The sequence below is a fragment of the Isoptericola sp. NPDC055881 genome, assembly GCF_053615895.1.
The window spans coordinates 23,368-47,407 of sequence record NZ_JBSHCR010000033.1 but is presented as its reverse complement, the minus strand read 5'-3'; the positions used below and the strand labels follow the sequence as shown (position 1 = coordinate 47,407).

At 75.7% G+C, this 24,040-nt stretch carries 20 protein-coding genes; 9 read left to right on the top strand and 11 right to left on the bottom strand.

All coding sequences use genetic code 11. The features are described from left to right. Positions 1 to 519 (bottom strand): M48 metallopeptidase family protein (locus ACWGKI_RS11895; protein ID WP_452187181.1); only part of this gene is annotated, 519 nt, incomplete at its 3' end. Positions 520 to 650: 131 nt separating this feature from the next. Between ACWGKI_RS11895 and ACWGKI_RS11890 the strand changes: the two genes are divergently transcribed. Next, positions 651 to 1,724 (top strand): ThiF family adenylyltransferase, encoded by a 1,074-nt coding sequence (locus ACWGKI_RS11890; RefSeq protein WP_452187177.1) that lies wholly within the window; start codon positions 651 to 653, stop codon positions 1,722 to 1,724. 115 nt (positions 1,725 to 1,839) lie between these two features. Here ACWGKI_RS11890 and ACWGKI_RS11885 read toward each other — a convergent pair whose 3' ends face one another. Both ACWGKI_RS11885 and ACWGKI_RS11880 read right to left on the bottom strand, forming a co-directional pair. Then, a complete protein-coding gene (locus ACWGKI_RS11885; RefSeq protein WP_380243766.1) occupies positions 1,840 to 2,211 on the bottom strand; it encodes a WhiB family transcriptional regulator in 372 nt (123 codons plus the stop codon). A 524-nt stretch (positions 2,212 to 2,735) separates the two neighbouring features. Beyond that, the gene (locus ACWGKI_RS11880; protein WP_452187175.1) at positions 2,736 to 4,769 is read right to left on the bottom strand and encodes an ATP-dependent helicase; all 2,034 of its coding nucleotides are present in this window, start codon (positions 4,767 to 4,769) and stop codon (positions 2,736 to 2,738) included. An 82-nt stretch (positions 4,770 to 4,851) separates the two neighbouring features. Between ACWGKI_RS11880 and ACWGKI_RS11875 the strand changes: the two genes are divergently transcribed. Then, positions 4,852 to 5,121, top strand: coding sequence for a mycoredoxin (locus ACWGKI_RS11875; RefSeq protein ID WP_380243768.1), 270 nt, complete (start codon positions 4,852 to 4,854; stop codon positions 5,119 to 5,121). Positions 5,122 to 5,169: 48 nt separating this feature from the next. Here the strand turns inward: ACWGKI_RS11875 and nudC are convergent, their stop codons facing one another. After that, positions 5,170 to 6,171 (bottom strand): NAD(+) diphosphatase, encoded by a 1,002-nt coding sequence (gene nudC / locus ACWGKI_RS11870; protein ID WP_452187173.1) that lies wholly within the window; start codon positions 6,169 to 6,171, stop codon positions 5,170 to 5,172. 127 nt (positions 6,172 to 6,298) lie between these two features. On the opposite strand from nudC, the gene ACWGKI_RS11865 reads away from it, so the two are divergent. The 3 genes from ACWGKI_RS11865 to cynS all read left to right on the top strand — a co-directional run bounded on the left by ACWGKI_RS11865 (position 6,299) and on the right by cynS (position 8,778). Beyond that, on the top strand, positions 6,299 to 7,222 hold the full coding sequence (locus ACWGKI_RS11865; RefSeq protein ID WP_380243770.1) for a macrolide 2'-phosphotransferase: 924 nt from the start codon (positions 6,299 to 6,301) through the stop codon (positions 7,220 to 7,222). A gap of 177 nt (positions 7,223 to 7,399) precedes the next feature. Then, entirely contained in the window at positions 7,400 to 8,260 is an 861-nt protein-coding gene (locus tag ACWGKI_RS11860) for a formate/nitrite transporter family protein (RefSeq protein ID WP_380243771.1), read from the top strand. Positions 8,261 to 8,328: 68 nt separating this feature from the next. Further along, the gene (cynS, locus tag ACWGKI_RS11855; RefSeq protein WP_452187171.1) at positions 8,329 to 8,778 is read left to right on the top strand and encodes a cyanase; all 450 of its coding nucleotides are present in this window, start codon (positions 8,329 to 8,331) and stop codon (positions 8,776 to 8,778) included. A 37-nt stretch (positions 8,779 to 8,815) separates the two neighbouring features. On the opposite strand, the gene ACWGKI_RS11850 is transcribed toward cynS, so the two are convergent. Beyond that, positions 8,816 to 12,559 carry a UvrD-helicase domain-containing protein gene (locus tag ACWGKI_RS11850; protein WP_452187169.1) on the bottom strand — a complete coding sequence of 1,248 codons (3,744 nt, stop codon included), beginning with the start codon at positions 12,557 to 12,559 and terminating at the stop codon, positions 8,816 to 8,818. Then, positions 12,556 to 15,975 carry a PD-(D/E)XK nuclease family protein gene (locus tag ACWGKI_RS11845; RefSeq protein ID WP_452187167.1) on the bottom strand — a complete coding sequence of 1,140 codons (3,420 nt, stop codon included), beginning with the start codon at positions 15,973 to 15,975 and terminating at the stop codon, positions 12,556 to 12,558. Before ACWGKI_RS11845 ends, ACWGKI_RS11850 begins: the two co-directional genes overlap by 4 nt. A gap of 194 nt (positions 15,976 to 16,169) precedes the next feature. Here ACWGKI_RS11845 and ACWGKI_RS11840 point away from each other — a divergent pair, with 194 nt between their 5' ends. After that, positions 16,170 to 16,397 (top strand): DUF3107 domain-containing protein, encoded by a 228-nt coding sequence (locus ACWGKI_RS11840; RefSeq protein ID WP_380243775.1) that lies wholly within the window; start codon positions 16,170 to 16,172, stop codon positions 16,395 to 16,397. 24 nt (positions 16,398 to 16,421) lie between these two features. On the opposite strand, the gene ACWGKI_RS11835 is transcribed toward ACWGKI_RS11840, so the two are convergent. Continuing rightward, on the bottom strand, positions 16,422 to 17,084 hold the full coding sequence (locus ACWGKI_RS11835) for a ferritin-like fold-containing protein (RefSeq protein WP_452187165.1): 663 nt from the start codon (positions 17,082 to 17,084) through the stop codon (positions 16,422 to 16,424). 293 nt (positions 17,085 to 17,377) lie between these two features. On the opposite strand from ACWGKI_RS11835, the gene ACWGKI_RS11830 reads away from it, so the two are divergent. Together ACWGKI_RS11830 and ACWGKI_RS11825 are read left to right on the top strand one after the other, a co-directional pair. Then, positions 17,378 to 19,030, top strand: coding sequence for a DEAD/DEAH box helicase (locus ACWGKI_RS11830; RefSeq protein ID WP_452187163.1), 1,653 nt, complete (start codon positions 17,378 to 17,380; stop codon positions 19,028 to 19,030). 119 nt (positions 19,031 to 19,149) lie between these two features. Next, on the top strand, positions 19,150 to 19,446 hold the full coding sequence (locus ACWGKI_RS11825) for a DUF1905 domain-containing protein (protein WP_380245281.1): 297 nt from the start codon (positions 19,150 to 19,152) through the stop codon (positions 19,444 to 19,446). 7 nt (positions 19,447 to 19,453) lie between these two features. Here ACWGKI_RS11825 and ACWGKI_RS11820 read toward each other — a convergent pair whose 3' ends face one another. The 4 genes from ACWGKI_RS11820 to ACWGKI_RS11805 all read right to left on the bottom strand — a co-directional run bounded on the left by ACWGKI_RS11820 (position 19,454) and on the right by ACWGKI_RS11805 (position 22,986). Next, positions 19,454 to 20,644, bottom strand: coding sequence for a CynX/NimT family MFS transporter (locus ACWGKI_RS11820; protein WP_452187161.1), 1,191 nt, complete (start codon positions 20,642 to 20,644; stop codon positions 19,454 to 19,456). Next, on the bottom strand, positions 20,641 to 21,309 hold the full coding sequence (locus ACWGKI_RS11815; protein WP_452187159.1) for a FadR/GntR family transcriptional regulator: 669 nt from the start codon (positions 21,307 to 21,309) through the stop codon (positions 20,641 to 20,643). Before ACWGKI_RS11815 ends, ACWGKI_RS11820 begins: the two co-directional genes overlap by 4 nt. Positions 21,310 to 21,478: 169 nt before the next feature. Next, on the bottom strand, positions 21,479 to 22,120 hold the full coding sequence (locus ACWGKI_RS11810) for a MarC family protein (RefSeq protein ID WP_380245284.1): 642 nt from the start codon (positions 22,118 to 22,120) through the stop codon (positions 21,479 to 21,481). Then, a complete protein-coding gene (locus tag ACWGKI_RS11805; protein ID WP_452187179.1) occupies positions 22,117 to 22,986 on the bottom strand; it encodes a PHP domain-containing protein in 870 nt (289 codons plus the stop codon). The genes ACWGKI_RS11810 and ACWGKI_RS11805 overlap by 4 nt, the downstream gene beginning before the upstream one ends. Before the next feature lie 200 nt (positions 22,987 to 23,186). On the opposite strand from ACWGKI_RS11805, the gene ACWGKI_RS11800 reads away from it, so the two are divergent. Further along, positions 23,187 to 24,032, top strand: coding sequence for an alpha/beta fold hydrolase (locus tag ACWGKI_RS11800; protein ID WP_452187157.1), 846 nt, complete (start codon positions 23,187 to 23,189; stop codon positions 24,030 to 24,032). The last annotated feature ends 8 nt before the right edge of the window (positions 24,033 to 24,040 follow it).

The following is a 24,040-nucleotide window of genomic DNA, read 5'->3' as shown; positions in this document are numbered from 1 at the left end:
GTCCGCGGGAGCGGGCGACGCGCCGCCGTCGTCCTGGACGAAGGACACCCCCTCGAGGAAGCCGCGAGCGCGCTCGGTGCGCGGGTAGGCCTCCAGGAGCTGCCAGAAAGCGGGCCCGTGGCCCGCGTGGAGCAGGTGCGCCAGCTCGTGCAGCAGCACGTAGTCGAGCACCCACTCGGGCATCCCCTGCACCCGGGTCGAGATGCGGATCGAGCCGTCGACGAGCGTGCACGAGCCCCAGCGGCGACCCTGCTGCGGCGACCACGACACGCTGGTGGGCCGGGCCCGGCCGCCGAGATACCGTTCGGACAGCTCGTGCGCCCGCTCCACGAGCTGTGCGTCGGACGGGCGGCGGCGCCGCTCCTTGTCCTCGAGCCGGGCGAGCATCTTCGCCACCCACTCGCGCTCCTGCGCGCGGGAGAAGCGCGCGGGAATGGCCACGACGGTACGCTCTCCGTCGCGGTAGGCGCTCACCGTGGCGGTCCGCCGGCGGCTGCGCCGGACCTCCACCGACGTCATCGTGTCGTGGGCCACGGAACCGACCGTACCGGGGAATCGTGCCGTTGGGGCGGCAGAACACGCCTCACCTGCCCCGGAAGGCCTGTGGACGGCCCGCCGAGAGCGCCCGCGGCACGTGTCAGGGTGACCGCATGGCAGACGGCGAGCCCCCGGAGAGCGCGACCAGTCCCCCGCTGGCGCTACGCCCCGCGACGCCCGTGCTCGACCACGGCGAGGGCGAGGTCCAGCTCGGCACCGACCCGCGGTGGAGCCTGGTCCTGTCCGGCCTGGCCGAGCACGAGTCCCGCTGGTTGCGCGACCTCGGGTCCCGGCACCATCGCTCGCTGGACCGCAGCGCCCGGTACTGGGGCGTCACCCCCGCACGCCGGACGCAGATCGTGGGCGCGCTGACGGACGGCGGGTTCCTCGTCCCTGCTCCCGCCGGCGGTCCGACCTCGTCCTCCGCCGCATGGTCGCCCGACGTCGCGGTGCTGGGTGCGCTGCGGCCCGACGGGTCCGGGGCGGCCACGCTCGCGCGACGCCAGGGTCGCAGCGTCGGCCTGCACGGCCTGGGACGTCTCGGTGCCGTGCTGGCGGAGCTCCTGGCGACCGCCGGGGTCGGGACGCTCGTGCTCGACGACCGCGCCCCTGTGCACGTCGGCGACCTGGGCCTCGGCGGGTACTCCCGGGCCGACGTCGGCCGGCCGCGCGAGGAGGCGGCGTCCGCCCTCCTGGCGGGCCGGCACCCCGATCTCCGGGTGGGGACGGCGCTGCCCGACGCCGGACCGCCCGACGTCGTCGTCGTGGTCGAGTCGCACGCCGTGCGCCCGGAGCGCTACGAGCGCCTCCTGGGCACCGCCGTCCCGCACCTGCCGGTCGTGCTGCGCGAGGCGGACGTCCTCGTCGGCCCGCTCGTGCTGCCAGGGCGGTCGGCCTGCGTGGGGTGCGTCGACCGGCACGCGGCCGACGCGGACCTGGCCTGGCCGCACGTGGTCGCCGACCTGGGCCGCCGGCCGTCGTGGGACGTCGCCCACGAGACCACGCTCGCGGCGTCGGCGGCCGCTCTCGCCGCCGGGCAGGTGCTGGCCCTGCTCGACGGCGCCGCCCCCGCCGCGGTCGGGCGCGTGCTGGAGGTGGCTCTCCCTGAGGCGATGCCCCGGGCGCGCGAGGTCGCGCCGCACGCCGGCTGCGGCTGCACGCGCCTGCCTGCGCGGGCGCGGGAATGACGACGGGCCCCCGGCGAGATCGAGGAAGGTCGGCCGCACGTGGTGCGGACGCACTTCCTCGGGTCTCGCCGGAGGCCCGTGTGCTCAGCGCTCCGGGGATCCCGGGCGCCAGGCGTCATGCTGCGACGGTCTCCGACTTCCGGGGCCGGCCGCGACCACGCTTGCGGGCGACGACCTTTCCGTCGACGAAGACCTCACCACCCCACACGCCCCACGGCTCCTGACGCTCGAGGGCGCCGGCGAGGCAGCCGGCCTGCAGCGGGCAGGCGCGGCAGAGCGCCTTGGCCTCCTCGACCTGGGTGGTGTGCTCGGCGAACCACAGCTCGGGGTCGCCCGTGCGACAGGGCAGGAGCGCCGCGAACTGGCGGTCGAGCTCGGCCACCTCGGCCGGGCTCTGGGTGAGGGGTTGATGCGGGGTCCAGGGGCCGGAGCCGCCCTGGGGGATCGTGTCGAGCAGCCGCTCGTCCAACAGCTGTGCGAGACGCACGAGTTCCTCCGTCAGGTCCATGGGTGATGTGAACGTCGGTGTTCAGGACCTGCGGGTGGACCCCTGGCGTCAGGGGGCCGGCTCGATCGACCTGGTGAGGTCTTCTTCCCTGGGCGGAAAGACGAAAGCCGCGGGTCCCGGGGGGACTCCGCGGCCTGGGCCGGTGGCTAGACCGGACAGCTCCAGGGGGCGGAGTCGGGTGCGATGTGGAGATCGGCGAGGCCTGCTCCGTGCTTCCGCGCACGGAACGGGCGGACAGCGCTGAGCTCGCCAAAGGCAGACTTGTACCCCGGCGCGCCAACAGACGCGTTCGCCATCACGATCTGAATCATCGTGTCCATCTTGTGCACCCACCTCCTCACTCTTCTCGGACGATCCGCCTCTCGGCAGACGCCACTTCCGTCTGGGACTCTCCGAGCATAGACGGCCGGGCCGCGACCGCCACATCTTTTTTGAGGAATTTCTCGGACCAGTTTCTCGGGGCGGTCCCGGCAGGCCTCCGGACCGCCCGTCCGCCGCGTGATCTAGCCGTTCGCGTCCGCGACGATCGCCAGGATCGTCTGGCCGTACCGGTCGATCTTCGCCGGGCCGACGCCGTTGACGCGGGCCAGCTGTGCCACGGACGTCGGCTTGAGCTCCGCGATCGCGGCGAGCGTCGCGTCGCCCAGCACCGTGAACGCCGGCTTGTCGATCTCGCGCGCCACCGACAGGCGCCACTCCCGCAGCGCGTCGAACAGGGCGACGTCGTGCTCTCCGGTGAGCCGCTCCCGCGCCTGCCCCCGCGCCGTCCGGGTGCGTCCGCGCGCGGACGGGTCGTCCGGCCACAGCCCGTCGAGGAAGCGCGTGCGCTTGCGCGTCGCCCGGCCGCCCGGGTTCCGGGACCGCGCGAACGACAGCTCGAGGTGCTCGCGCGCCCGCGTCACGCCCACGTAGAGCAGCCGGCGCTCCTCGGCCACCGCCTCGTCCGTCTCGGCGAGGGAGATCGGCATGAGGCCCTCGCTGACGCCGGCGAGGAAGACGGCGTCCCACTCGAGGCCCTTCGCCGCGTGCAGCGAGGCCAGGGTGACGCCCTCGACCGTCGGGGCGTGCTGCGCCGACGCACGTTCCTCCAGCTCTCCGACGAGCGTCGCCATCGTGGCCGGGGTGTCCTCGGGCGCGGCGGCCGCGACGTCGTCCGCCAGGCCGACGAGGGCCTGCATCGCCTCCCACCGTTCCCGCGTCGCCCCACGGGCGGCGGGCGGCTGCTCCGACCAGCCCGCCGAGGTCAGCACGTCGCGCACCTGCTCCGGCATCGGCTGGTCCGCGTCCGCCGACCGGGCGGCGCCGCGCAGCAGCACGATCGCGTCGCGGACCTCCTTGCGCTGGAAGAACCGCTCGCCGCCGCGCACGAGGTAGCTGATGCCCGCGTCGGCGAGGGCCGACTCGAACGCCGCCGACTGCGCGTTGGTCCGGTACAGCACGGCGATCTCGCTGGGCCGCACGCCCGACGCGATGAGGCGGCCGGCGCGGGCGGCGATGCCGGTGGCCTCGGCGTCGTCGTCGTCGTACGTCGTGAAGCTCGCGGGCGGCCCCGGTGGCCGCTGCGCGACGAGCTCGAGCGCGCCCGGCACGCGGCCGCGGCGGAGCACCTGGTTGGCGAGGTGCACGACCTGCGGCGTGGACCGGTAGTCGCGCACCAGGCGCACGACCTGGGCGTCCGTGTAGGTGCGCGTGAAGTCGAGCAGGTAGTGCGGCGTCGCCCCGGTGAAGGAGTAGATCGTCTGCGACGGGTCACCGACGACGCACAGCTCCTTGCGGCCGCCCAGCCACTGGTCGAGCAGGAACTGCTGCAGCGGCGAGACGTCCTGGTACTCGTCGACGACGAAGTGCCGGTACTGGGACCGCACCTCGTCGGCCACCTGGCGGTGCGAGTTCAGCATGTCCGCGAGCATGAGCAGGACGTCCTCGAAGTCGATGACGCCCCGCTCCGTCTTGACGTCCTCGTAGGCCGTGATGAGGCGCGCGACCGTCTGGTGGTCGTAGCCCGACGGCGCGGGCCGGTCGTCCGCCGCCGCGGCGCGCACGTAGTCCTCCGCCGTCACCAGCGAGACCTTGGCCCACTCCACCTCGGACGACAGGTCACGGACGGCGACGCGGTCGACGCTCACGCCGACGCGGCGTGCGGCCTCCGCGACGGCGGGCGCCTTGTGCTCGAGGATCCGCGGCGGCGCCCCGCCCACGACGCGCGGCCAGAAGTACCCGAGCTGGCGCAGCGCGGCCGCGTGGAACGTGCGCGCCTGGACGCCGGCCACCCCGAGGTCGCGCAGGCGGGTACGCATCTCCCCCGCGGCGCGGGCCGTGAACGTCACCGCGAGGACGGACGTCGGCTTGTAGGCCCCGGAGCGGACGCCGTACGCGATGCGGTGCGTGATCGCGCGCGTCTTGCCCGTGCCCGCGCCCGCGAGGACGCACACCGGGCCGGCGAGGGCGAGCGCCACGTCCCGCTGCTCGGGGTCGAGGGCGTCGAGGATCGCGTCGGGATGAACGAGGGCGTCCGAGGAGTTGGTGGCTGTCGACATCGTCTGCGATTCTCGCAGCCGTCGCCCACACGCCGCGACCGTCGTCCCCAGGCGCGGCCGCCATCAGACCCAGGAGGACCCGATGACCGACGCCGCGCCGCAGCTCCCCGAGCCGGGCACCGTCACGATGTACTCGACCGCGTGGTGCGGCTACTGCCGCCGCCTGCGCACCCAGCTGGACTCCGAGGGCATCGGCTACACGGTCGTCGACATCGAGGACCAGCCCGAGACGGCGGAGTTCGTCGAGCAGGTCAACGGCGGCAACCGCACCGTCCCGACCGTCGTCTTCCCCGACGGCTCCGCCGCGACGAACCCGTCGTTGAACGACGTGCGGGCGCGCCTCGCGGCCTGAGCCGACCCTGCCGCTCAGCCGGCAGTAGGCCCGGCAGCCGGCCGGCAGTCAGCCCGGCAGCTCGGCGCCGTACCACTCCTCGACGAGGGCGCGCGCGATGGACGGGCGACCCGGCAGGCCCACCTCTCCGGCCTGCACGCCTGCGGCCAGCTCCTCACGCGTGAACCACCGCGCGGCCGTCACCTCCGCTCCGTCCACCTGGACGTCGGTGGACGTCGCCCGCGCCCGGAACCCCAGCATGAGCGAGGCCGGGAACGGCCACGGCTGGCTCCCCCGGTACACGACGTCGCCCGGTGCGACGCCGATCACGACCGACGTCTCCTCGGCGACCTCGCGGCGCACCGCCTGCTCGAGCCCCTCGCCCGGCTCGACGTAGCCCGCGAGGGTCGAGAACCGGCCCTCCGGCCAGTGCGCCGCGTGCCCCAGGAGCAGCCGGTCCTCGTCGTCCACCACCGCCATGATCACGGCCGGGTCGGTGCGCGGGTAGATCTCCACGTCCTGCGCCGGGCAGCGCCGGACCCAGCCTGCCTGCTCGACGACGGTCGGCTCCCCGCAGCGCGGGCACCGCTCGTGCGACGCGTGCCAGGCGGCCAGGGCGACCGCCTCGGACGCGAGCGCGTCGCGGCGCCGTCCGCCGACCTCGCGCAGGCCCGCCCACCTGTGCTCGCGGGCCAGTCGCGCGGCCGGCGACGCCGGGGACACGCCCTCGATCCCGACGGCGTCGGCGTCCGCCTCGTCCGGGAGCACGAGGGCGAGCAGCCCCGCCCCGTCCTCCTCGCCGAGGAACAGCCAGCGGTGCCCGGGCACGTGCGCGTCGGGGCGGTCGGCCCGCTCGGGCTCGGCGGGCAGCCCAGTCACGGCCGACGGGTCGACGAGCAGCACGTCGCCCGCGGTGTCGACCGCCACCCGGCCGCGCAGGACCAGCAGGACCCGGGACGCGGGGTCGGCGAGCAGGCGGGGCAGCAGCCCCCGTTCCCCCCGGCGCTCCGAGGCGCGGTCGTGGGTGACGCGGGTGTAGCTGAGGTCGGGGAGGGGGAACGGAGCCGTCACGCCCCGACCGTACCCGCCGCCCTGCTGCCGAGGTGCTGCCGCCCGGCCGCGGCCCCGCCGACGACGCCGGCGGACACGCGCGCCGCGGTGCGCCCGGGCAGGCCCCGCCAACGTCTACGGTGGGCGGGTGCCACGCAGTCCGCTCGCCCTCGCCGCCCTCGCGACGGCCGCCGTCCCGGGCCTGGACGCCCGTTCGGTCCGCCCCGAGGAGCTCCCGGGCGACTACGACGTCGCCGTCGTCACCGCCGACGACGGCGTCGACTGGCTCGTGCGCGCGCCTCGCACCACGATGGCCGGTGCCGCGCTCGAGGCCGAGACGGAGCTGCTCGAGGCGCTGCACCTGTACGTGGACGCCGGCGTGCTGCCGTTCACCGTGCCGCAGGTCGCGGGCTTCGCGCTGCTGCCGGAGGGCGGGCGTGCCGTCGTGCACCGGCACGTGACCGGTACCGCGCTCGACCTGGAGGCCCTGCGCCCCGGACCGGGCCTCGCCGCCGATCTCGGCCGCACGCTCGCCGCGGTGCACGAGCTGCCCGCGTCGGTCGTCGAGTCCTGCGGGCTGCCGTCCTACACCGCGACCGAGTACCGCGAGCGGCGCCTCGTGGAGCTCGACGAGGCGGCCGCGACCGGCCTCGTGCCGCCCACGCTGCTGCGACGCTGGGAGGCTGCGCTCGAGGACGTCGCCCTGTGGCGGTTCCAGCCCGTCGTCGTGCACGGCGACCTCGCCACGGACCAGATGCTGGTCACCGGCGGCCGGGTCACCGCGATCAGCGGCTGGTCCGACGCCCGTGTCGCCGACCCGGCCGACGATCTCGCCTGGCTGCTCGTGGCCGCCCCGCCCGACGCCGTGGACTCGATCATGGAGGCGTACCAGCTGCGCCGCACCGAGCTGCACGACGCGCGCCTCGTCGACCGCGCGCTGCTCGTGGGCGAGCTGGCCCTCGCCCGCTGGCTGCTGCACGGCGTGCGCCGCGGGCTGCCCGACGTCGTCGCCGACGCCGAGGCGATGCTGGCGGACCTCGACGAGGCGACCCGCGAGGACGCTCCCGCCTGAGCCCGGCCCGCGGGCCTCACGACGCGGCAGGCGGGCCTGCGAGGTCGCGGAAACGTGGGGCTCATGGGCTTCGGCCGGACCGAAACACGACCTCAACGCGGCGGCGACGTGGCCACAACGTGCGACGGACAGACTCGGCGGCACGCAAGCGCCACCACTCCCGCCGAAGGGGCCGCCATGTCGTACGTGATGCCGCAGGACTTCGTCTCGCAGATGATCGCCACGGGTGAGAAGAAGCTGTTCATGTCCACCCGGGACACCCTCATCCGCTCGTTCATGGGTGGCGCGATCCTGGCGCTGGCTGCCGCGATGGCGGTGACCGTCTCGACGAACACCGGCAACCCGCTGCTCGGGGCCGTCTTCTTCCCGATCGGCTTCATCATGCTGTACCTGATGGGCTTCGACCTGCTCACCGGGGTGTTCACGCTGGTCCCGTTCGCCGTCATCGCCCGACGGCCCGGCGCCACCTGGGGCGGCGTGTGGCGCAACTGGGGGCTGGTGTTCTGCGGCAACTTCGCCGGAGCCTTCACGGTGGCCGTGCTCATGGCGATCACGTTCACCTACGGCTTCTCCGTGGCGCCGAACGAGGTGGGCCAGGCGATCGGCCACATCGGGGAGAGCCGCACCGTCGGGTACGCCGACCACGGCGCCGCGGGCATGCTCACCCTGTTCGTGCGCGGCGTGCTGTGCAACTGGATGGTGTCCACCGGCGTCGTCGCGTTCCTCATGTCGAAGGACACGATCAGCAAGGCCGTCGTGATGTGGATGCCGGTCTTCCTGTTCTTCTACCTGGGCTTCGAGCACTCCGTGGTGAACATGTTCCTCTTCCCGTCGGGGCTCCTGCTCGGCGGCGACTTCACGGTCGCGGACTACCTCGTGTGGAACGAGCTGCCCACCGTGCTCGGCAACCTCGTCGGAGGCCTGACGTTCGTCGGTCTGCCCCTCTACCTCACCCACTACCGCACCCGGCCCGAGCGCGGACGCCCCGCGCCTGTCGAGCCGGCTGCCGCCGACCGCGTCGCCACCCCGGTCGGCTGAGGCTGCCGGACGACCGGACCGAAGACCTGGACCTGGACCTGGACCTGGACCTGGACCGAAGGAGACCCATGGACCCGATCATGACCAAGGCGGCCGCCGCCGAGCAGGTGGTGACCGCCCGCCTGCGTTCCGGGCTGACCTGGCAGGAGGTCGCCGACGCGCTCGGCACCCCGCTCGTCTGGACGACGGCGGCCCTGCTGGGCAACCATCCGATGACCGCCGACCAGGCGGCCGCCGCGTGCACCGTGCTGGGACTGGGCGACGACGTCGCCGAGGCGTTGCGGCTGCAGCCGTACCGCGTGCGCGACGAGGCCGTGCTCAGCGACCCGACGATCTACCGCTTCAGCGAGGCGCTGGCCGTGTACGGTCCCGCGCTGAAGGAGCTCATCCACGAGGAGTTCGGGGACGGCATCATGTCGGCCATCAACTTCCGGGTGGACATCGAGCGCCGGCCCGACCCCGACGGTGACCGCGTGGTCGTGACCCTCGTCGGGAAGTTCCTCGACTACCGCTGGTGACGGCCAGGCGCTGGTGACGGCCAGGCGCTGGTGACGGTCAGGCGCCGCGCACCAGCGCCTCCAGCTCCGCCTCGTCGAGCAGCCGGCGCGGGCGCACGGTGGTGCCGCTCGCCACGTACACGAACGCGGCGGACACCCGGTCCAGCGGCAGGCCCGTGTACCGCGACCACGCCAGCCGGTAGACCGCGAGCTGCACCTCCCGCGCCGAGCGGGCGGCGGCGTCCCGCGGCTCGTGGCCCGTCTTCCAGTCCACGACGACGACGGCGGGCGCCGCGCCGTCCTCCGAGGGCGCGGCGTCCGGGTCCGCGAACACGGCATCGATCCGGCTGCGGAGCATGACCCCGGCGACGGGGGTCTCCACGTCGACCTCGACGGCGAGCGGCACCCGGGCCGCCCACGGCGAGTCCAGGAACCGTTCCCGCAACGTCTCGAGGTCGACGTCCGGGGCGATCTCGCCGTCCTCGGCTCCCGGCAGGTCGTCGACGTCGACCAGCGACGAGGACGTGAAGAACCGTTCGACCCACTCGTGGAAGCGGGTGCCTCGGCGAGCGTGCACCGTGGGCTCCTGCGGCACAGGTCGGCGCAGCTGGAGCGCGAAGCCTGCTCGGTCGCCGGCGAGCCGGACCAGGCCCGACGCCGAGACGTGCGCCGGCATCTCCACCTCGCGCGACGCCCGTTCCCCTCGCTCGGTCAGCAGCGTGCGGGCCAGCACGACCAGGTCCCGGCCGGAACCGTCGCGCAGCACGCCCGTCGTCGCGCCGTCGCCCGACGCCCGCGCCGCGTCCACCCGGGCGGCGGTGCGGCGCAGCAGGTCGCGCGGTGTCGGGCCGGGGGCGGACACCGCCCCGTCGGGAGAGGAGCCGTCAGGAGCGAGGTCGTCGGGACCAAGACTGTCGGGTCCGGAACCCCCGGGGCCGGAACCGCCTGGGCCGGAACCGGGAGAACCGGCGTCAGGCGCAGGCCACGGGGCGGCGTGCTCCTCGGCGTCGCGCGGGTTCCCGGCTGCCGGGTCGGGCGGCTCGACCCAGCCGCGCGTGTCCACGACGCCCGCCTCGGCGAGCTCGGTGAGGAACGGCGACACCCGGCGCGGCGAGCTGCCGCTGCCCCACCAGTGCGCCGTGAGGAACAGCTCGCGGCGTGCGCGCGTGAACGCGACGTACGCGAGACGGCGCTCCTCGGCCAGGCGGTGCGCGCCGGAGTCCGCGCGGAACTGGTCGCGCCGCGCGGCGAGGTCCTTCGTGTCGGACGCGTCCGCCCAGGTGAACTCGGGAAGGTCGGCGGCGTCACCGCGCAGGTGGTACGGCAGGGAGGTGACGTCGGTGAGCCAGCCACCGTCCAGCCGTCCCTGGGACGACTCCGCCTGGCTCGGGAAGATGCCGTCCACGAGGCCCGGCACCGCCACGACGTCCCACTCCAGCCCCTTGGCGGCGTGCGCGGTGATGACCTGCACGGCGTCCGGGTCCGGCTCGCGGACCGGCATGTCGAGGCCGCGCTCCTGGTCGCCCGCGACGCCGAGCCACGCGAGGAACGCCCCCAGGGTCGCGACGTCGGCGGACTGCGCGAAGCTCGCCGCGACGTCGCGGAACGCGTCCAGGTGCTCGCGGCCGCGCAGGCTCACGCCCGCCGCGGCCGGACCGAGACCTGCGGGCGCACCGGCCACCTCGGGCGCGAGCGCACCGGCGAGGACCTGGGCCGTCGCCACCTCCACGTCGAGCCCGAGAGCGCGCTCGGCCGCGACCACCAGCTCGGGGAGCGACAGGTACGTGAGGCCCCGCAGCTCGCGCAGCAGCCGCGCCAACGCCGTCAGCCGCCCGTGGCCCGCCGCGGACAGGACCCTGCCGTCGCGGGCGGCCCGGCCCGGCGCGGGCAGGTCGTCGAGGGCGTCCACGATCGACCGGTGGTCCACCACGTCGCCCTCGATCACGACCGGAGCGTCGTCGTCGCCGTCCGGGCCGCCCGATGCCGGGCCGCTCGATGCCGGGGCGCCCGGCCGGGCCGTGTCGAGGCGTGCCAGGTCCGCCGCCCACGAGCCGAGCGCGTGCAGGTCGGCCGCGCCGAGCGCGACCCGGGGACCCGTGAGCAGCCGCAGCAGCGAGTCGCCGCGGGAGGGGTCGTGCACCGCCTCCAGCAGCGCGACGACGTCGACGACCTCGGGGGTGGACAGCAGCCCGCCCAGGCCGACGACCTCCACCGGCAGGCCGCGGCGCCGCAGCGCGACCTCGACGGCCGCGAACTGCGACCGTGCCCGGCACAGCACGGCGGCCGTGACCCGGCCCGAGCCGTCGCGACGCGTGGCGCGACGCCAGCGGGCGGCCACGAACTCCGCGGCAGCGGCGGCCTCCTCCTCGCTCGTGGCCGCGACGTGCGCGTGCACCGTGCCCGTGCCGGCACCGGGCCGCAGGTCCAGCGGCGGGACGTCCACCCCGGTGCCGACCGACCGCGCCCGCTCCCGCAGCGGGGCCGCGGCGACGTTCGCCGCGGCCAGCACCGCCGCGTCGTTGCGCCACGACGTGCTGAGGTATCGCACCGCCGCCGGCGCCCCGCCGCGGGTGCGGAACCGCTCGCCGAACCGCGCCAGCCCGGACGCCGACGCCCCTCGCCAGCCGTAGATCGACTGGTGCGGGTCGCCGACGGCGGTGACGGCGTGGCCGCCGCCGAACAGCCCGGCCAGCAGCTCCACCTGGGCGTACGACGTGTCCTGGTACTCGTCGAGGAGGACGACCGGGTAGCGGGCGCGCTCCGTCGCCCCGACCGCCGGCACCGACCGCGCGAGCTCGGCGGCGAACGCGATCTGGTCGCCGAAGTCGAGGGCGTCGGCGACACGCTTGCGCCGGCGGTACTCCGCGACGAGGTCGAGCAGCCGGACCCGTTCCGCGACGGAGTCGACGAGGCCCTGGATCTCCTTGGTGCGCTTCTTCTGACGGGGCCCGAGCGGCACCGCGTCGAGGCGCGCGACGACGTCCGCGAGCGCGTCGCGCGCGTCGTCCACCGCAAGCAGGTGCTCCCCCAGCTCCCCCGACAGCGCGAGCACCGCCCCGACGACGGTGCTCACGGCGCGGTCCGTGCCGAGGTCGTCGGCCCACGACTCCACGACCTGCGCCGCGAGCTGCCACTGGTTGGCCTCGCCCAGCAGCCGCGAGCCCGGCTCGATGCCCAGCCGCAGCCCGTGGTCGGCGACGAGGGAGGCGGCGTACGCGTTGTACGTGGCGACCGTGGGCCGAGCGAGCAGGTCGAGGCCCGACGTCGCCCTGCCCTGCGCCCGGGCCAGCTGCGCGAGGCGCGACTGCACGCGCTGCGTGAGCTCCGCCGCGGCCTTGCGGGTGAAGGTCAGGCCGAGCACCTCCTCCGGCGCGACCAGCTCGTTGGCGATCAGCCACACCACGCGGGCCGCCATCGTCTCCGTCTTGCCCGAGCCGGCGCCGGCGACGACGAGCACGGGGTCCAGCGGCGCCTCGATGACCGCCACCTGCTCGTCGGTGGGCGCGGGGCGTCCGAGCAGCTCCGCGATCTCGCGGGCGGACAGCCGGGGCGTGACGTGCTCGTCGGCGTGCGTCCCCGTGCCGGCCAGTGCCGCGTCGTCGAACAGCACCGCGTCCGGGTCGGCGGCGACCGCGCCGCCGAGCCCCGCGAGCTCCGGGAACCCGAGCACCGCCTCGCGCCCGGGCTCCCCGAGGGCCGCCCACGCGTCGTCGGCGAACGCCCCGGCGGCGTCGTCGAGGTCGTCGCGGTCGTCGCGGCGCGGCCCGGACGCGGCCGGCCCCGTCGTACCGTCCCCGGTCATCCGATCACGTTCCTTCCTTCGGGCTGCACAGGGCACGACCGCCGCACGGGGCACATGGGGCACAGGTCGTTCTCGTGCGCGGTGAACCGGGCGGCTGCCATCGTGTCGGCGGCGCTCTCGACGAGCGCCCGGGCCCAGCTCGACCCGTCCGCCTCGACCGGCAGGGCCGGCTGGCTGCGCAGGGTGGGCGCCACGGTCGGCGTCCCGACGTACACCAGGCGGGCGCCCGCGCTGGGCGTGCCCGGCGGCAGGTCCAGCGCACCCTCGGTCACCGCGAGCTGGTAGGCGCCGAGCTGCGGGTGCTCGGTCGCCTTGGCGCGCGCGGGCGCCGTCCTGCCCGTCTTGAGGTCCGCGACCGTCACGCCCTCGTCGCCGGCGTCCTCCACCCGGTCGATCTTGCCCCGCAGCCGCGCCCGGCCCACGGTGAGCTCGAACGCCGGCTCCACGAGCAGCGGGTCGCCCGCCTCGGCGTAGTACGCCGCGAGACGCTCGATCATCTGCTCGGCCCGGCGGCGCAGCTGACGGGCCGGCCACCCCTCGGGCAGCGCGAGCTCGGGCCAGCGTCGGTCGAGCTCGGCACGCAGCGCGGTGAGGGACGCCTTCGGGAGGTCTTCGGCGATCGCGTGGACCAGCGTGCCGAGGGTCTGGTGCGTGGCGTCCGGTGCGGTGGCGCCCGCGGACTCGAACGCCCACTTCAGCGCGCAGGTGCTGACCGTCTCGACCTTCGACGGCGAGACCGTCACCTCGTCGTCCGGGCCCCACAGCGGGGCGTCGCTCGACGTCGCGGCGACGCCGTACCAGGTGCGCGGGTCGGCCTCGGCGATCCCGGCGCCGGCCAGCTCGGCCAGGAGGGCGGCGGCGACCGTGGCGGGCCCGTCGAGCGTGGCGTCGTCGGCGCCGTCCGCCCCGGCAGCGCGGACCAGCGTGGCGCGCGCCTCGGCGACGACGCCGCGCAGGTCGAGGGGCGGCCCCACGGTCACCCGCCGCGGGTCCGGCCCGTCGGCGTCGTGCCCGTCGCCGTCCGGGTCCTGAGGCGGTGACACGAGGTCGAGGAACACCGACGGCGCGTCCTCCGCGTCCTCCACCGCCGTGACGACGAGGCGGCGGGACGCGCGCGAGGTCGCCACCGCGAACGCGCGCAGCTCGTCGGCCAGCACCTGCCGGCGGGCCTCCGGGCCCATCCCGTGGGCGTCGTCGGAGCGCCCGGCGAGCAGCTCCACCAGTGCCTGGGACCCGAGCAGCGAGTCGCGCAGCCGCAGGTCCGGCCACACCCCGTCCTGGACCCCCACCACCACGACGACGTCCCACTCGCGCCCCGCCGCGCCTGCCGGGGTCAGCGCCTCGACCGCGTGGGCGCCGGTGGCCGACGCCGCGAGGGAGTCCGCCGGGAGGTCCTGCGACGCGAGGTAGTCGACGAACGCCGCCACGGGGGCGCCCGGCATGCGGTCCACGTACGTCTCCGCCGCGCGGAACAGGGCGAGGACCGCGTCCAGGTCGCGGTCGGCACGTGCGCCGGCCGGGCCACCGGCCAGAGCCGCGTCGCGCCACCGGTCCGCGAGCCCGGTGGCCGCCCACACGGCCCACAGGACCGTCTGCGCCGTCGCGCCCGGCTCCGCGGCGGCCGCACGACCCGCGGCGAGGACGCGGGCGACCGCCGCCGGGCCGCGGCGCAGCGGGGCCGGGAGCGTCTCGGCCCGCGCCGGGTCGTCGAGCAGCTCGACCACCAGCGCGTCGGACGAGCGGCCTCCCCCGCCGGACAGCTCTTCGGCTCGCAGCGCCCGCCGCAGCCGCCGCAGCGCCACCGCGTCGAGCCCGCCCACCGGCGAGGTGAGCAGCAGGACCGCCGTCTCGGCGTCCAGGGCGGAGTCCGCCCCGGGGGCGGGCTCTCCGAGCTCGTCCGCCAGCAGCCGCTCGATGCCGCCCCCGGCGGCGCACACGCGCAGGGCGGCCAGCAGCGGTGACGCCGCCGGCTCGTCCCGCAGCGGAAGGTCGGAGCCGAGCAGCGCCACCGGCACCGAGGCCGCGACGAGGTCCCGCCGCAGCGAGGCCAGCCGGTCGCCGCTGCGGGCGACGACCGCCATCCGCTCCCACGGCGTGCCGTGCAGCAGGTGCTCGGCGCGCAGCTCGCGCGCCACGAACGCCGCCTCCTGCGCCGGGCCGGCCAGCACCGCGACCTGCACGCCGGCCGGAGCTGCCTCGCGGTCGTCCAGAGCTGCCGGGTCGGGACCGGACGGGTCGGGACCGGACGGGTCCGGACCGGACGAGTCGGGCACGTCGTCCTCGGGCCGCGCCCCGGCGCCCCGGTGCAGCGCCCCGGAGACCGTCGCGATGCGCGCCGTGACGGCACGGGTCACCGTGCGCAGGGCCTCCGGCTGGCGCCATGCCGTCCCGAGGACGACGGTGCGCGCGTCGAACGCCCCGACGACGCCCGGCCGCACGGGGGCGGCCGCGCGGCCCACCAGCCCGGGCGACGCGCCGCGGAAGCCCTGGACCGCGGAGTCCGGGTCGGCGAGCAGCACGAGCCGCGACCCGGCGTCCCGCAGCACGTGCAGGAGGCGGGCGGTGGCGACCGTCGCCTCCTGGTAGTCGTCCACGACCACCAGGTCCCAGGCGGGGCGCGGCACGCCCGGCAGCTCGTCGTCCCACGCCGCGAGGGCGTGCGCCGCCTCGTCGATCACACCCGCCGGGTCGTACCGGGCGCCCGAGTCCGGGGTGCCGAGCCGCAGCGTGGTGACGTCCAGGTACTCCTCGTACAGCTGCGCCGCGAGCACCCACTCCGGCCGCTCGTGCCGTCGCCCCAGCTCGTCGAGGTCCACCGGGCCCAGACCCCGCTCGGCCGCGCGCATCAGCAGGTCGCGCAGCTCCTGGCGCAGCCCGCGCAGGCCCAGCGACTCCTCGGGCAGCCCGGCCGGCAGCGCGAGGTCCGTGCCCTCGCCCGACAGGTGGCCCTCGAGCAGCTCGGCCAGCACCAGGTCCTGCTCCGGGCCCGAGACCAGGGTGGGCGCGGGCTCCCCGTGCGCCGCGGCCCGCGTGCGCAGCACCGCGAACGCCGCGGACGCTGCCGTGCGCACCATCGGCGCCCCGACGGTGCGTCCCGCCCGCGCCGTCACCCGGTCACGCAGCCGGGCGGCGGCGCGCCGGGACGCGGCCAGCACCAGCACCCGCGACGGGTCGAGCGCGGCCGAGCCGTCGTCGTCCCCGTCCTCCGCGCCGTCGGCGCCGAGCGCACGGACCGCGACCGCCGTCGCCACCGTGGTGCGGCCCGTGCCAGGAGCTCCGACCACGAGGGTCGCGGGCCCCTGGAGGGCCTCCGCGACGGCCGCCTCCTGCGTGGGGTCCAGCACGACGTCGGCCTCGGGCACGTCGGCGGGCGCCGGCGGGACGAGCCGCGGGGCGGTGAGGGTCGCTGACGTCACGGGACCGATTCGACCATGCCCCACCGACACCCCGGCGCAGCGCCCACCCGGCCCGCCGGTTTCACCCTCCGCTGACAAACGGCCGGCGAGCCCGTCCCTGGCCCGAGCCGTGGCTAGGATCGACGGGACGTCCGGGTGACCGGGAACGACAGACGCACGCCGGCCTGGCCGGCGCCGCTCGCGAAGGAGACAACGTGGAGATCACGATCGGTGTGCAGAACCTGGCCCGCGAGCTGGTCGTCGAGGCCGCCGGGACGGCGGAGGACGTGACCGCCTCCGTCCGGAAGGCCATCGCCGACGGCGGCGTGCTGGAGCTCACGGACGCGCGCGGCCGCACCATCCTGGTGCCCACCGCGACCATCGGGTACGTGGAGCTCGGCGCCGAGGAGCAGCGCAAGGTCGGCTTCGGGGGCGCCCTCTGACCTCGGCGGTCCCCGGGGGCGCCGTCAGGCCGCGAGGCCGATCCGGTCCATGCGGCGCGTGTGCTCCGCGGTGAGCCGCGCGACCAGCCACGACTGCACCGACGCCCCGCCGTCGGGCTCCGCCTCCCGGGCACCGGCCGCCAGCGTGGCGAGCGGCGGGTGCGCGGCCAGCAGCACCGGCACGAGGCCCAGCGCCTCGCCGACGACGCGTCGGCCCCAGAGCGCCAGGCGCGCGGCGAGCACGCCGTCCGACGACGCCGCCCCCGCGAGCACCGCGGTGGCGGCGTCGTCCGGTCGCGGCTCTCCGAGCGCCCGCACGAACGCGTCCCGCCCGCCCGGCAGCCCTGCCGCGAGCTCGCGGCAGAGGTCCTGCGCGACGCCCAGGCCGACCACGCCCTTGAGCAGGCCCTCGGCCCAGGACCCCGGCGTCGTGCGGGCGTCGAAGTCGGCCAGCGCGCCGTCGAAGGGCGCCATGACCGTCGCGGCGTCGGGCGCCACGAGGTCGAGGAGCCGGACCTGGCGGCCCAGCGCCTCACCTGCGGCCGTGGCCAGCGTCTGCCGGGTGGCGAGGTCGGGGGCGTCCACCGAGCGGCTCGCCAGCAGCCCGAACGCCGCCAGCTCGGTGTAGGCGGCCAGCCCGACGAGCGTGGTCAGGGTCGGGTCGGGGGTGCTCCGCTGCTCGCTCACCGGCCCAGGATAGGGGCGTCCGTGCGGCACGACCGGCGTGTCCGGGGCCGCACCGCCGTGCGCGCAGCCCCCGTCGCGTACCATGGGAACGTACTTCGGTTGCCCGGTCGTCACGCTTTGACTCGACCGCAGCGGCCCGCGGCACCCCCGCGAGGCCTGAGCGACGTTCTTCCACGATCGGCTGCCGACCACCTCGGCGCTCATTGCGACCCGAACAGTGCGGCCCGTCGTCGGCCCTTCGGCCCCGTCCGGGAGCCCGGTCCGTGCGCGCCGACGAGCAGACGAAGGTACCCGTGACCACGACCGACCCCGCCGCCACCGCGGCCCCCACGGCTCCCGCCACCGGCGAGCCCGACTACTCCAGCCCCGCCGCCATCCAGGCGCAGGACGTCTCCTTCGCCGACTTCGGGGTGCGCCCCGAGATCGTCGAGGCCCTGCGCGAGTCCGGCATCACCCACCCCTTCCCCATCCAGGCGATGACGCTGCCGGTGGCGCTCCAGGGGCACGACATCATCGGCCAGGCCAAGACCGGAACGGGCAAGACCCTCGGGTTCGGCGTGCCGCTCCTGCACCGTGTCGTCGCCCCGGGCGAGCCCGGCTACGACGAGCTCCCCGCCCCCGGCAAGCCGCAGGCCCTCGTCGTCGCGCCGACCCGCGAGCTCGCCGTGCAGGTCGCCAACGACCTCGCCACCGCGTCGAAGAAGCGCTCGGTGCGCATCGCGCAGATCTACGGCGGCCGCGCGTACGAGCCGCAGATCGAGATGCTGAACAACGGTGTCGAGGTCGTCGTCGGCACGCCCGGCCGCATGGTCGACCTGCTGAACCAGGGCCACCTCAACCTCACCCGCGCGGCCACGGTCGTGCTGGACGAGGCCGACGAGATGCTCGACCTCGGCTTCCTGCCCGACGTCGAGAAGATCCTGTCGCGCACGCCCGCCGTGCGCCACACCATGCTGTTCAGCGCGACCATGCCCGGCCCGGTCGTCTCGATGGCCCGCCGCTACATGTCCCAGCCGACGCACATCCGCGCCGCCGAGCCGGACGACGACGGCGCCACCGTGAAGAACACGCGCCAGGTGGTCTACCGCGCCCACGCGCTGGACAAGGTCGAGGTGCTCGCCCGCCTGCTGCAGGCCGAGGGTCGTGGCCGCACCATCGTCTTCGCGCGGACCAAGCGCACCGCCGCGAAGGTGTCGGACGACCTGCGCGACCGCGGCTTCGCGGCCGGAGCCATCCACGGCGACCTCGGGCAGGGTGCGCGCGAGCAGGCGCTGCGTGCCTTCCGCCACGGCCACATCGACGTCCTCGTCGCGACCGACGTCGCCGCACGAGGCATCGACGTCGACGACGTCACGCACGTCGTGAACTACCAGTGCCCCGAGGACGAGCGCACCTACCTGCACCGCATCGGCCGCACCGGTCGCGCCGGCAAGCAGGGCACCGCGGTGACGTTCGTCGACTGGGACGACGTCCCCCGCTGGCAGCTCATCGACCGCACGCTGAACCTGGGCTTCCCGGAGCCCGTCGAGACGTACTCGAGCTCGCCGCACCTGTTCTCCGACCTCAGCATCCCCGAGGGCACGAAGGGCCGTCTGCCGAAGGACAAGCAGCAGCTCGCGGGCCTGGACGCGGAGGAGCTCGAGGACCTCGGCGAGACCGGCAAGCGCACCGGGTCTTCCGCTCCGCGCGGTCGGGACGGCGGTCGTGACGGCGGTTCGCGCGGCGGCTCCCGCTCCGGCCAGGGCTCCCGCTCCGGCCAGGGCTCGCGGGCCGGCCAGGGCTCGCGGGCCAGCCAGGGTGAGCGCTCGGGAGACGCTCCGCGCGACGGCGAGCGCGACGGCGACGGCGGGCAGGCCCGTCGCCGCAACCGCAACCGTCGACGCACCCGTGGCGGCCGTCCGGTCGAGGGCGGCCAGGCCGCTCCGCAGGCGCCGTCGGAGAGCTGACCTTCCAGGGCTGACCCCCCGCACGCAACGAGCGTGCTGACTTGCTCCTCAAGTCCCTCGTTCGAGGAGCAGGTCAGCACGCTCGTTGCATGTCCGGGGGACGCCGTAGCCTGCAGGTCATGCGCCTCACGTTCTCGGCACCGCTGTGGCAGTGGCAGGTGCGGACGGACTCCTGGTGGTTCGTCACCGTGCCGCCGGACGAGTCGGACACGCTCGCCGAGCTGCCGCTGCCGCCGCGAGGCTTCGGGTCGATCAAGGTCAACGTCACGATCGGCGCCACGACATGGTCGACGTCCGTCTTCCCCAGCGACGAGCAGAAGGGCTACGTGCTGCCGCTGAAGAAGGCGGTTCGGCAGGCCGAGGGCATCGAGCCCGGCGCGACCGTCCGCGTCACCCTGGAGCCCGTCGGCCTCTGAACCCGGGTCAGCGGACGATCTCGTCCCGCCCCGCCAGCCAGGCCGCCACACCCTGCACGAGGGCGGAGGCGAGGAGCAGCACCAGCGGCAGAGTCCACGAGCCCGTCATGTCATGGGCGACGCCGAGCCCGAGGGGCCCGCACGCCGCGAGCAGGTAGCCCGCGCTCTGCGCCATGCCCGACAGCTCCGACGTGCGTGCGGCGTCCTCGGTCCGCAGCGCCATGAGGGTGAGCGCCAGCGCGATGCCGCCACCCTGCCCGAGGCCGAGCAGCACCACCCACAGCACCGCGACGTCCGGCGCGAGGAGCAGGCCCAGCAGGCCTGCGGCGATGAGGGCGACGATGACGACGCCGATCGCGCGCTGCCGACGCATCCGCCCGGCGAGCACCGGCGCGACGAACGATCCGACGATGCCGAGCAGGTTGGTCAGGGCCAGGAGCCAGCCGCCCACGGCGACGCTCCGGCCCGAGGCCACGAAGATCTCCGGCAGCCAGGCGTTCACCGCGTAGAACGACAGCGACTGCGTGCCCATGAGGACGGTGACCGCCCAGGCCAGCGGGCTGCGCCAGACGGACCGCGCGGCGTCCGCGGCGGTGGCTCCGGCCGGGCGCAGCGGGACAGGCGCGCGGTTCCCGGCGCGCAGCGCGCGGGGCGCCCACACCGCGGCGCCGCACGCCGCCAGCAGCCCCCAGGACGCCAGCGTGGCGCGCCAGTCCATGCCCGTCGCCGTGGCGAGCGGCACCGTGAGACCCGCCGCGAGCGCCGCCCCGCCCGACAGGGCCATGGAGTACAGGCCGGTCATGAGCCCGACGCGGTCCGCGAAGTCGCGTTTGATCAGCGCCGGGAGGAGCACGTTGCCGAGCCCGATGGCGCACCCCACGGCGAGGGTGCCGAGCAGCAGGGGCGCGAGACCGGGCACGAGCCGCAGCGCGAAGCCGGCGCACAGCAGCAGGAGGCTGCCGAACAGGGCACGCTCCAGCCCCACGCGGCGAGCGAGCCCCGGCGCCACCGGGGCGAGGAGGCCGAAGCACAGCACGGGCAGGGTCGTGAGGACGCCGCCGGCGGTGGAGCTGAGGCCCTCCTCGGCCAGGATCTCGCCCAGCAGGGGCGAGACGGCGACGACGCCGGGCCGCAGGTTGAGCGCGGCGAGGACGATGGCGAGGACGGCGCCCGCCCCGAGCGGGCGACGGAGGCTCACGCGTCCTCTCCCGCCGTCGGCGCGTCGACGAGGTGCGCGCGGACGGCGGCCATCGTCGTCGCGACCGCGCGCTCCGCGGCGTCGACGTCCCCGGCGGCGACCGCCTCGACGACCTCGCGGTGCCCGGGCACGTCCCGGTGAGGGCGGCCGTGCGCGTCGGTGGCGAGGGTGCGGACCAGCACGTGGTCGATCCCGTCGTAGAGCTCGGCGAGCAGGTCGTTCCCCGCAGCCCGCACGAGCTCGGCGTGGAACGCGACGTCGGCATCCCGGAACTCCTGCTCGTCGCCGGCGCGGGCGGCGTCCTCCTGCGCGGCCAGCGCGCCGCGGAGCGCGGCGAGAGCGTCGTCGTCGTGCCGGGACGCCGCGATCCGGGCCGCCCCGCGCTCCAGGACGGAGCGCACCTCGAGCACCTGCAGGGCGTCCGTGGTGCGCGCCCGGCGACCGATCGCCGCGTCGAGGCCGCTGGCGGCGCGGACGTAGGTGCCGTCACCGCGGCGCGGCTCGAGGATGCCCGCGTGCTCCAGGGCCCGGACGGCCTCGCGGACGGTGTTGCGCCCGACGCCGAGGCGGGCGACGAGCTCCGGCTCGGCGGGGATGCGCGTCCCCACCGGCCACTCGCCGCGCTCGACGAGACCGGTCAGGTGCTCGACGACGAGCTCGGACACCTTGCGGGGCGGGGTGATGGGCGAAGCCTCGGTCGGACGCCCCGAAAGAGCCTAACAGCCCATGTTTGGCGCGGAGGGTGACCGGAGCTGCCGCCGGAGCGTCCTACGCCTGTCCTACGCCTGTCCTACGCCTGTCCTACGCCTGTCCTACGCCTGTCCTACGCCTGTCCTACGCCTGGGCCATGCGGACGAACTCGGTGACCGCCGTGGCGATCTGCTGCACGGCGATCGCCGCCAGGAGCAGCCCCGCGATCCGCGACACGAGCGTGACGCCGGAGTCCTTGAGCACCCGCTGGATGACGTTCGCGAACCGCATCGACAGGTACAGGCACACGTGCACCAGCACGATCGCCGCCGCGATGCCGACGAGCTGCGGCGCACCGCCCTCGTCCGAGACCCGGGTCTGCTGGACGAACACCATCGTCGCGACGATCGCGCCCGGCCCGGCCAGCAGCGGCGTGCCCAGGGGCACCATCGCGACGTTCACGCCCTTGTTCCCCGACGGCGCGGGCTCCTCCATCTTGCCGGTCAGCAGCTCCATCGCGACGAACAGCAGCAGCAGACCGCCCGACGCCTGCAGCGCGGGCAACGAGATGCCCATGTAGTGCAGCACCTGCTGGCCGAAGACGGCGAAGACGACGATGACGCCGAAGGCGACGAGGATCGCCTGGCGGGCCGCATGGTTGCGCTGCTTCGCCCCCATCGCCGACGTCAGACCCAGGAACACCGGGACGGTGCCGGGCGGGTCCATGATCACGAACAGGGTGACGAACACCTCGGTGAACAGCGCGGTGTCCAGCACGTGGCTCACGGGCGGATCACGTCCAGCCGACCTCTTTCCTCGATCTGTGCGAGCACCTCGGGAGCGGTGGTGTGCTCCCCGATGCGGTTGAGCTTGCCGGTGCCGTGGTAGTCGCTGGACCCCGTGACCAGGAGCCCGAGGTCGGCGGCCAGCGCGCGCAGGCGCCGCCGGGCGGCGTCGTCGTGGTCCCGGTGGTCCACCTCGAGCCCGGCCAGCCCGACGGCGGCGAGCGCGGCGACGGTCTCGTCGCTCACGGTGCGACCTCGCGCCCCCGCGCCCGGGTGCGCCATGACGGGCACCCCGCCCGCGCCGAGCACGGCGCGCACGGCCACGTCGGTGTCCGGGGCGTAGTGCGGCACGTAGTAGCGGGCGCCCGGGTGCAGCATGGTCGCGAAGGCCTCGTCGCGGGACGCGACGACACCCGCGGCCACCAGCGCGTCGGCGAGGTGCGGGCGGCCCACCGTGGCGTCGTCGCCCGTCTGCGCGACGACGTCGTCCCACGTCACCGGGAAGTCCTCGGCGAGCAGCGCCGTCATCCGACGGGCGCGGGTGAGGCGGTCGGTGCGCGTGCGGTCGCACTCGGCGCGCAGCGCCGTGTCACCGGGGTCGTGCAGGTAGGACAGCAGGTGCACGCTGATGCTGCCGCCCTCCGTCCGCACCCGCGTCGAGATCTCCGTGCCCCGCACCAGCGCCACGCCCGTCACGGCGACCGCGTCCGCCGCCTCCGCCCAGCCGGCGGTGGTGTCGTGGTCGGTGAGCGCCACGACGTCCAGGCCTGCCGCGCCGGCCGCCACGAGCACCCCGTGCGGGGAGTCCGTCCCGTCGGAGGCCCGCGAGTGCGTGTGGAGGTCGATCCGGGGCGGCGTCACGATCATCGATTCTAAGGAGCGGGGCGCACGGGCACGCACGATCCGGGGCCCGCGGCGGTGCGACGTCGGCCACTCCCGGCCGCCCGCCACCCGGCCCGCGGCCTCCGCGGCGCCCACCACACCGTGAAGGCGACGACACAACCTCTCCACCGTGCCCGCCGCTGGAGCCCCCGCCACGCGCGTACCGACGCGGGACGATCGTGAGGATGGATCTTCTCAGCGCCACCGCCGCCACTGCCGCCACCGCTGCTCCCGCCCCGTCCGGGCGCACCCCCGGCGCCGCCGGGATCGTGTTCGTGCACGGCATGCGCACGTCGTCGGCGATCTGGGAGCGCCAGGTCGGGCACGTCCGCGACGCCGGGCACGACGCGGTCGCCGTCGACCTGCCCGCGCACGGCGCACGGCACGGCGAACGGTTCTCCATGCCGCGCGCGTTCGAGGTGCTCGACGAGGCCGCCGGGTCCTTCCCGGCCGGGACCCCTGTCGTCGTGGTGGGGCTGTCCCTCGGCGGCTACACGTCGCTCGCGTGGGCGGCGCACCACGCCACCACCGCCGACGCCCCGCCGCTGGCCGGCGTGGTGGCTGCCGGCTGCACATCCGACCCGAAGGGCAAGCCCGTCGCGCTGTTCCGCGACGTCGCGCACCTCGCCGTCACCGGCACGACGGCGGTGCGCCGCGGCCTGCGCGACGCCTCCCTCGCGTGGCGCTCCGCCCTCACCGGGAGCGCGTCCCGCCCGGGCGGCCTGGAGGTGGCCGCGCTGCTGGGCGACGCGGGCGGCGTCCCGCGCCCCGGGTGGGACATCGTCACCGACGCGCTCACGCACCTCGCCGGCCGCTCCTCCGTGGCCAGCACGCGCGCGCTGCGCGTCCCCGTCTGGTTCGTCAACGGCGCCCGCGACCGGATGCGGCTCGAGGAGTCCCGTCACGTGGCCGCCGCGGACCGTGGTGCGCTCGTCGTCGTGCCCGACGCCGGTCACGACGTGAACTCCGACGCCCCGGACGCCTTCAACCGTGTCCTCACCCGCGCGCTGCACGACTTCGCCCGCGCCTGACACGCTCC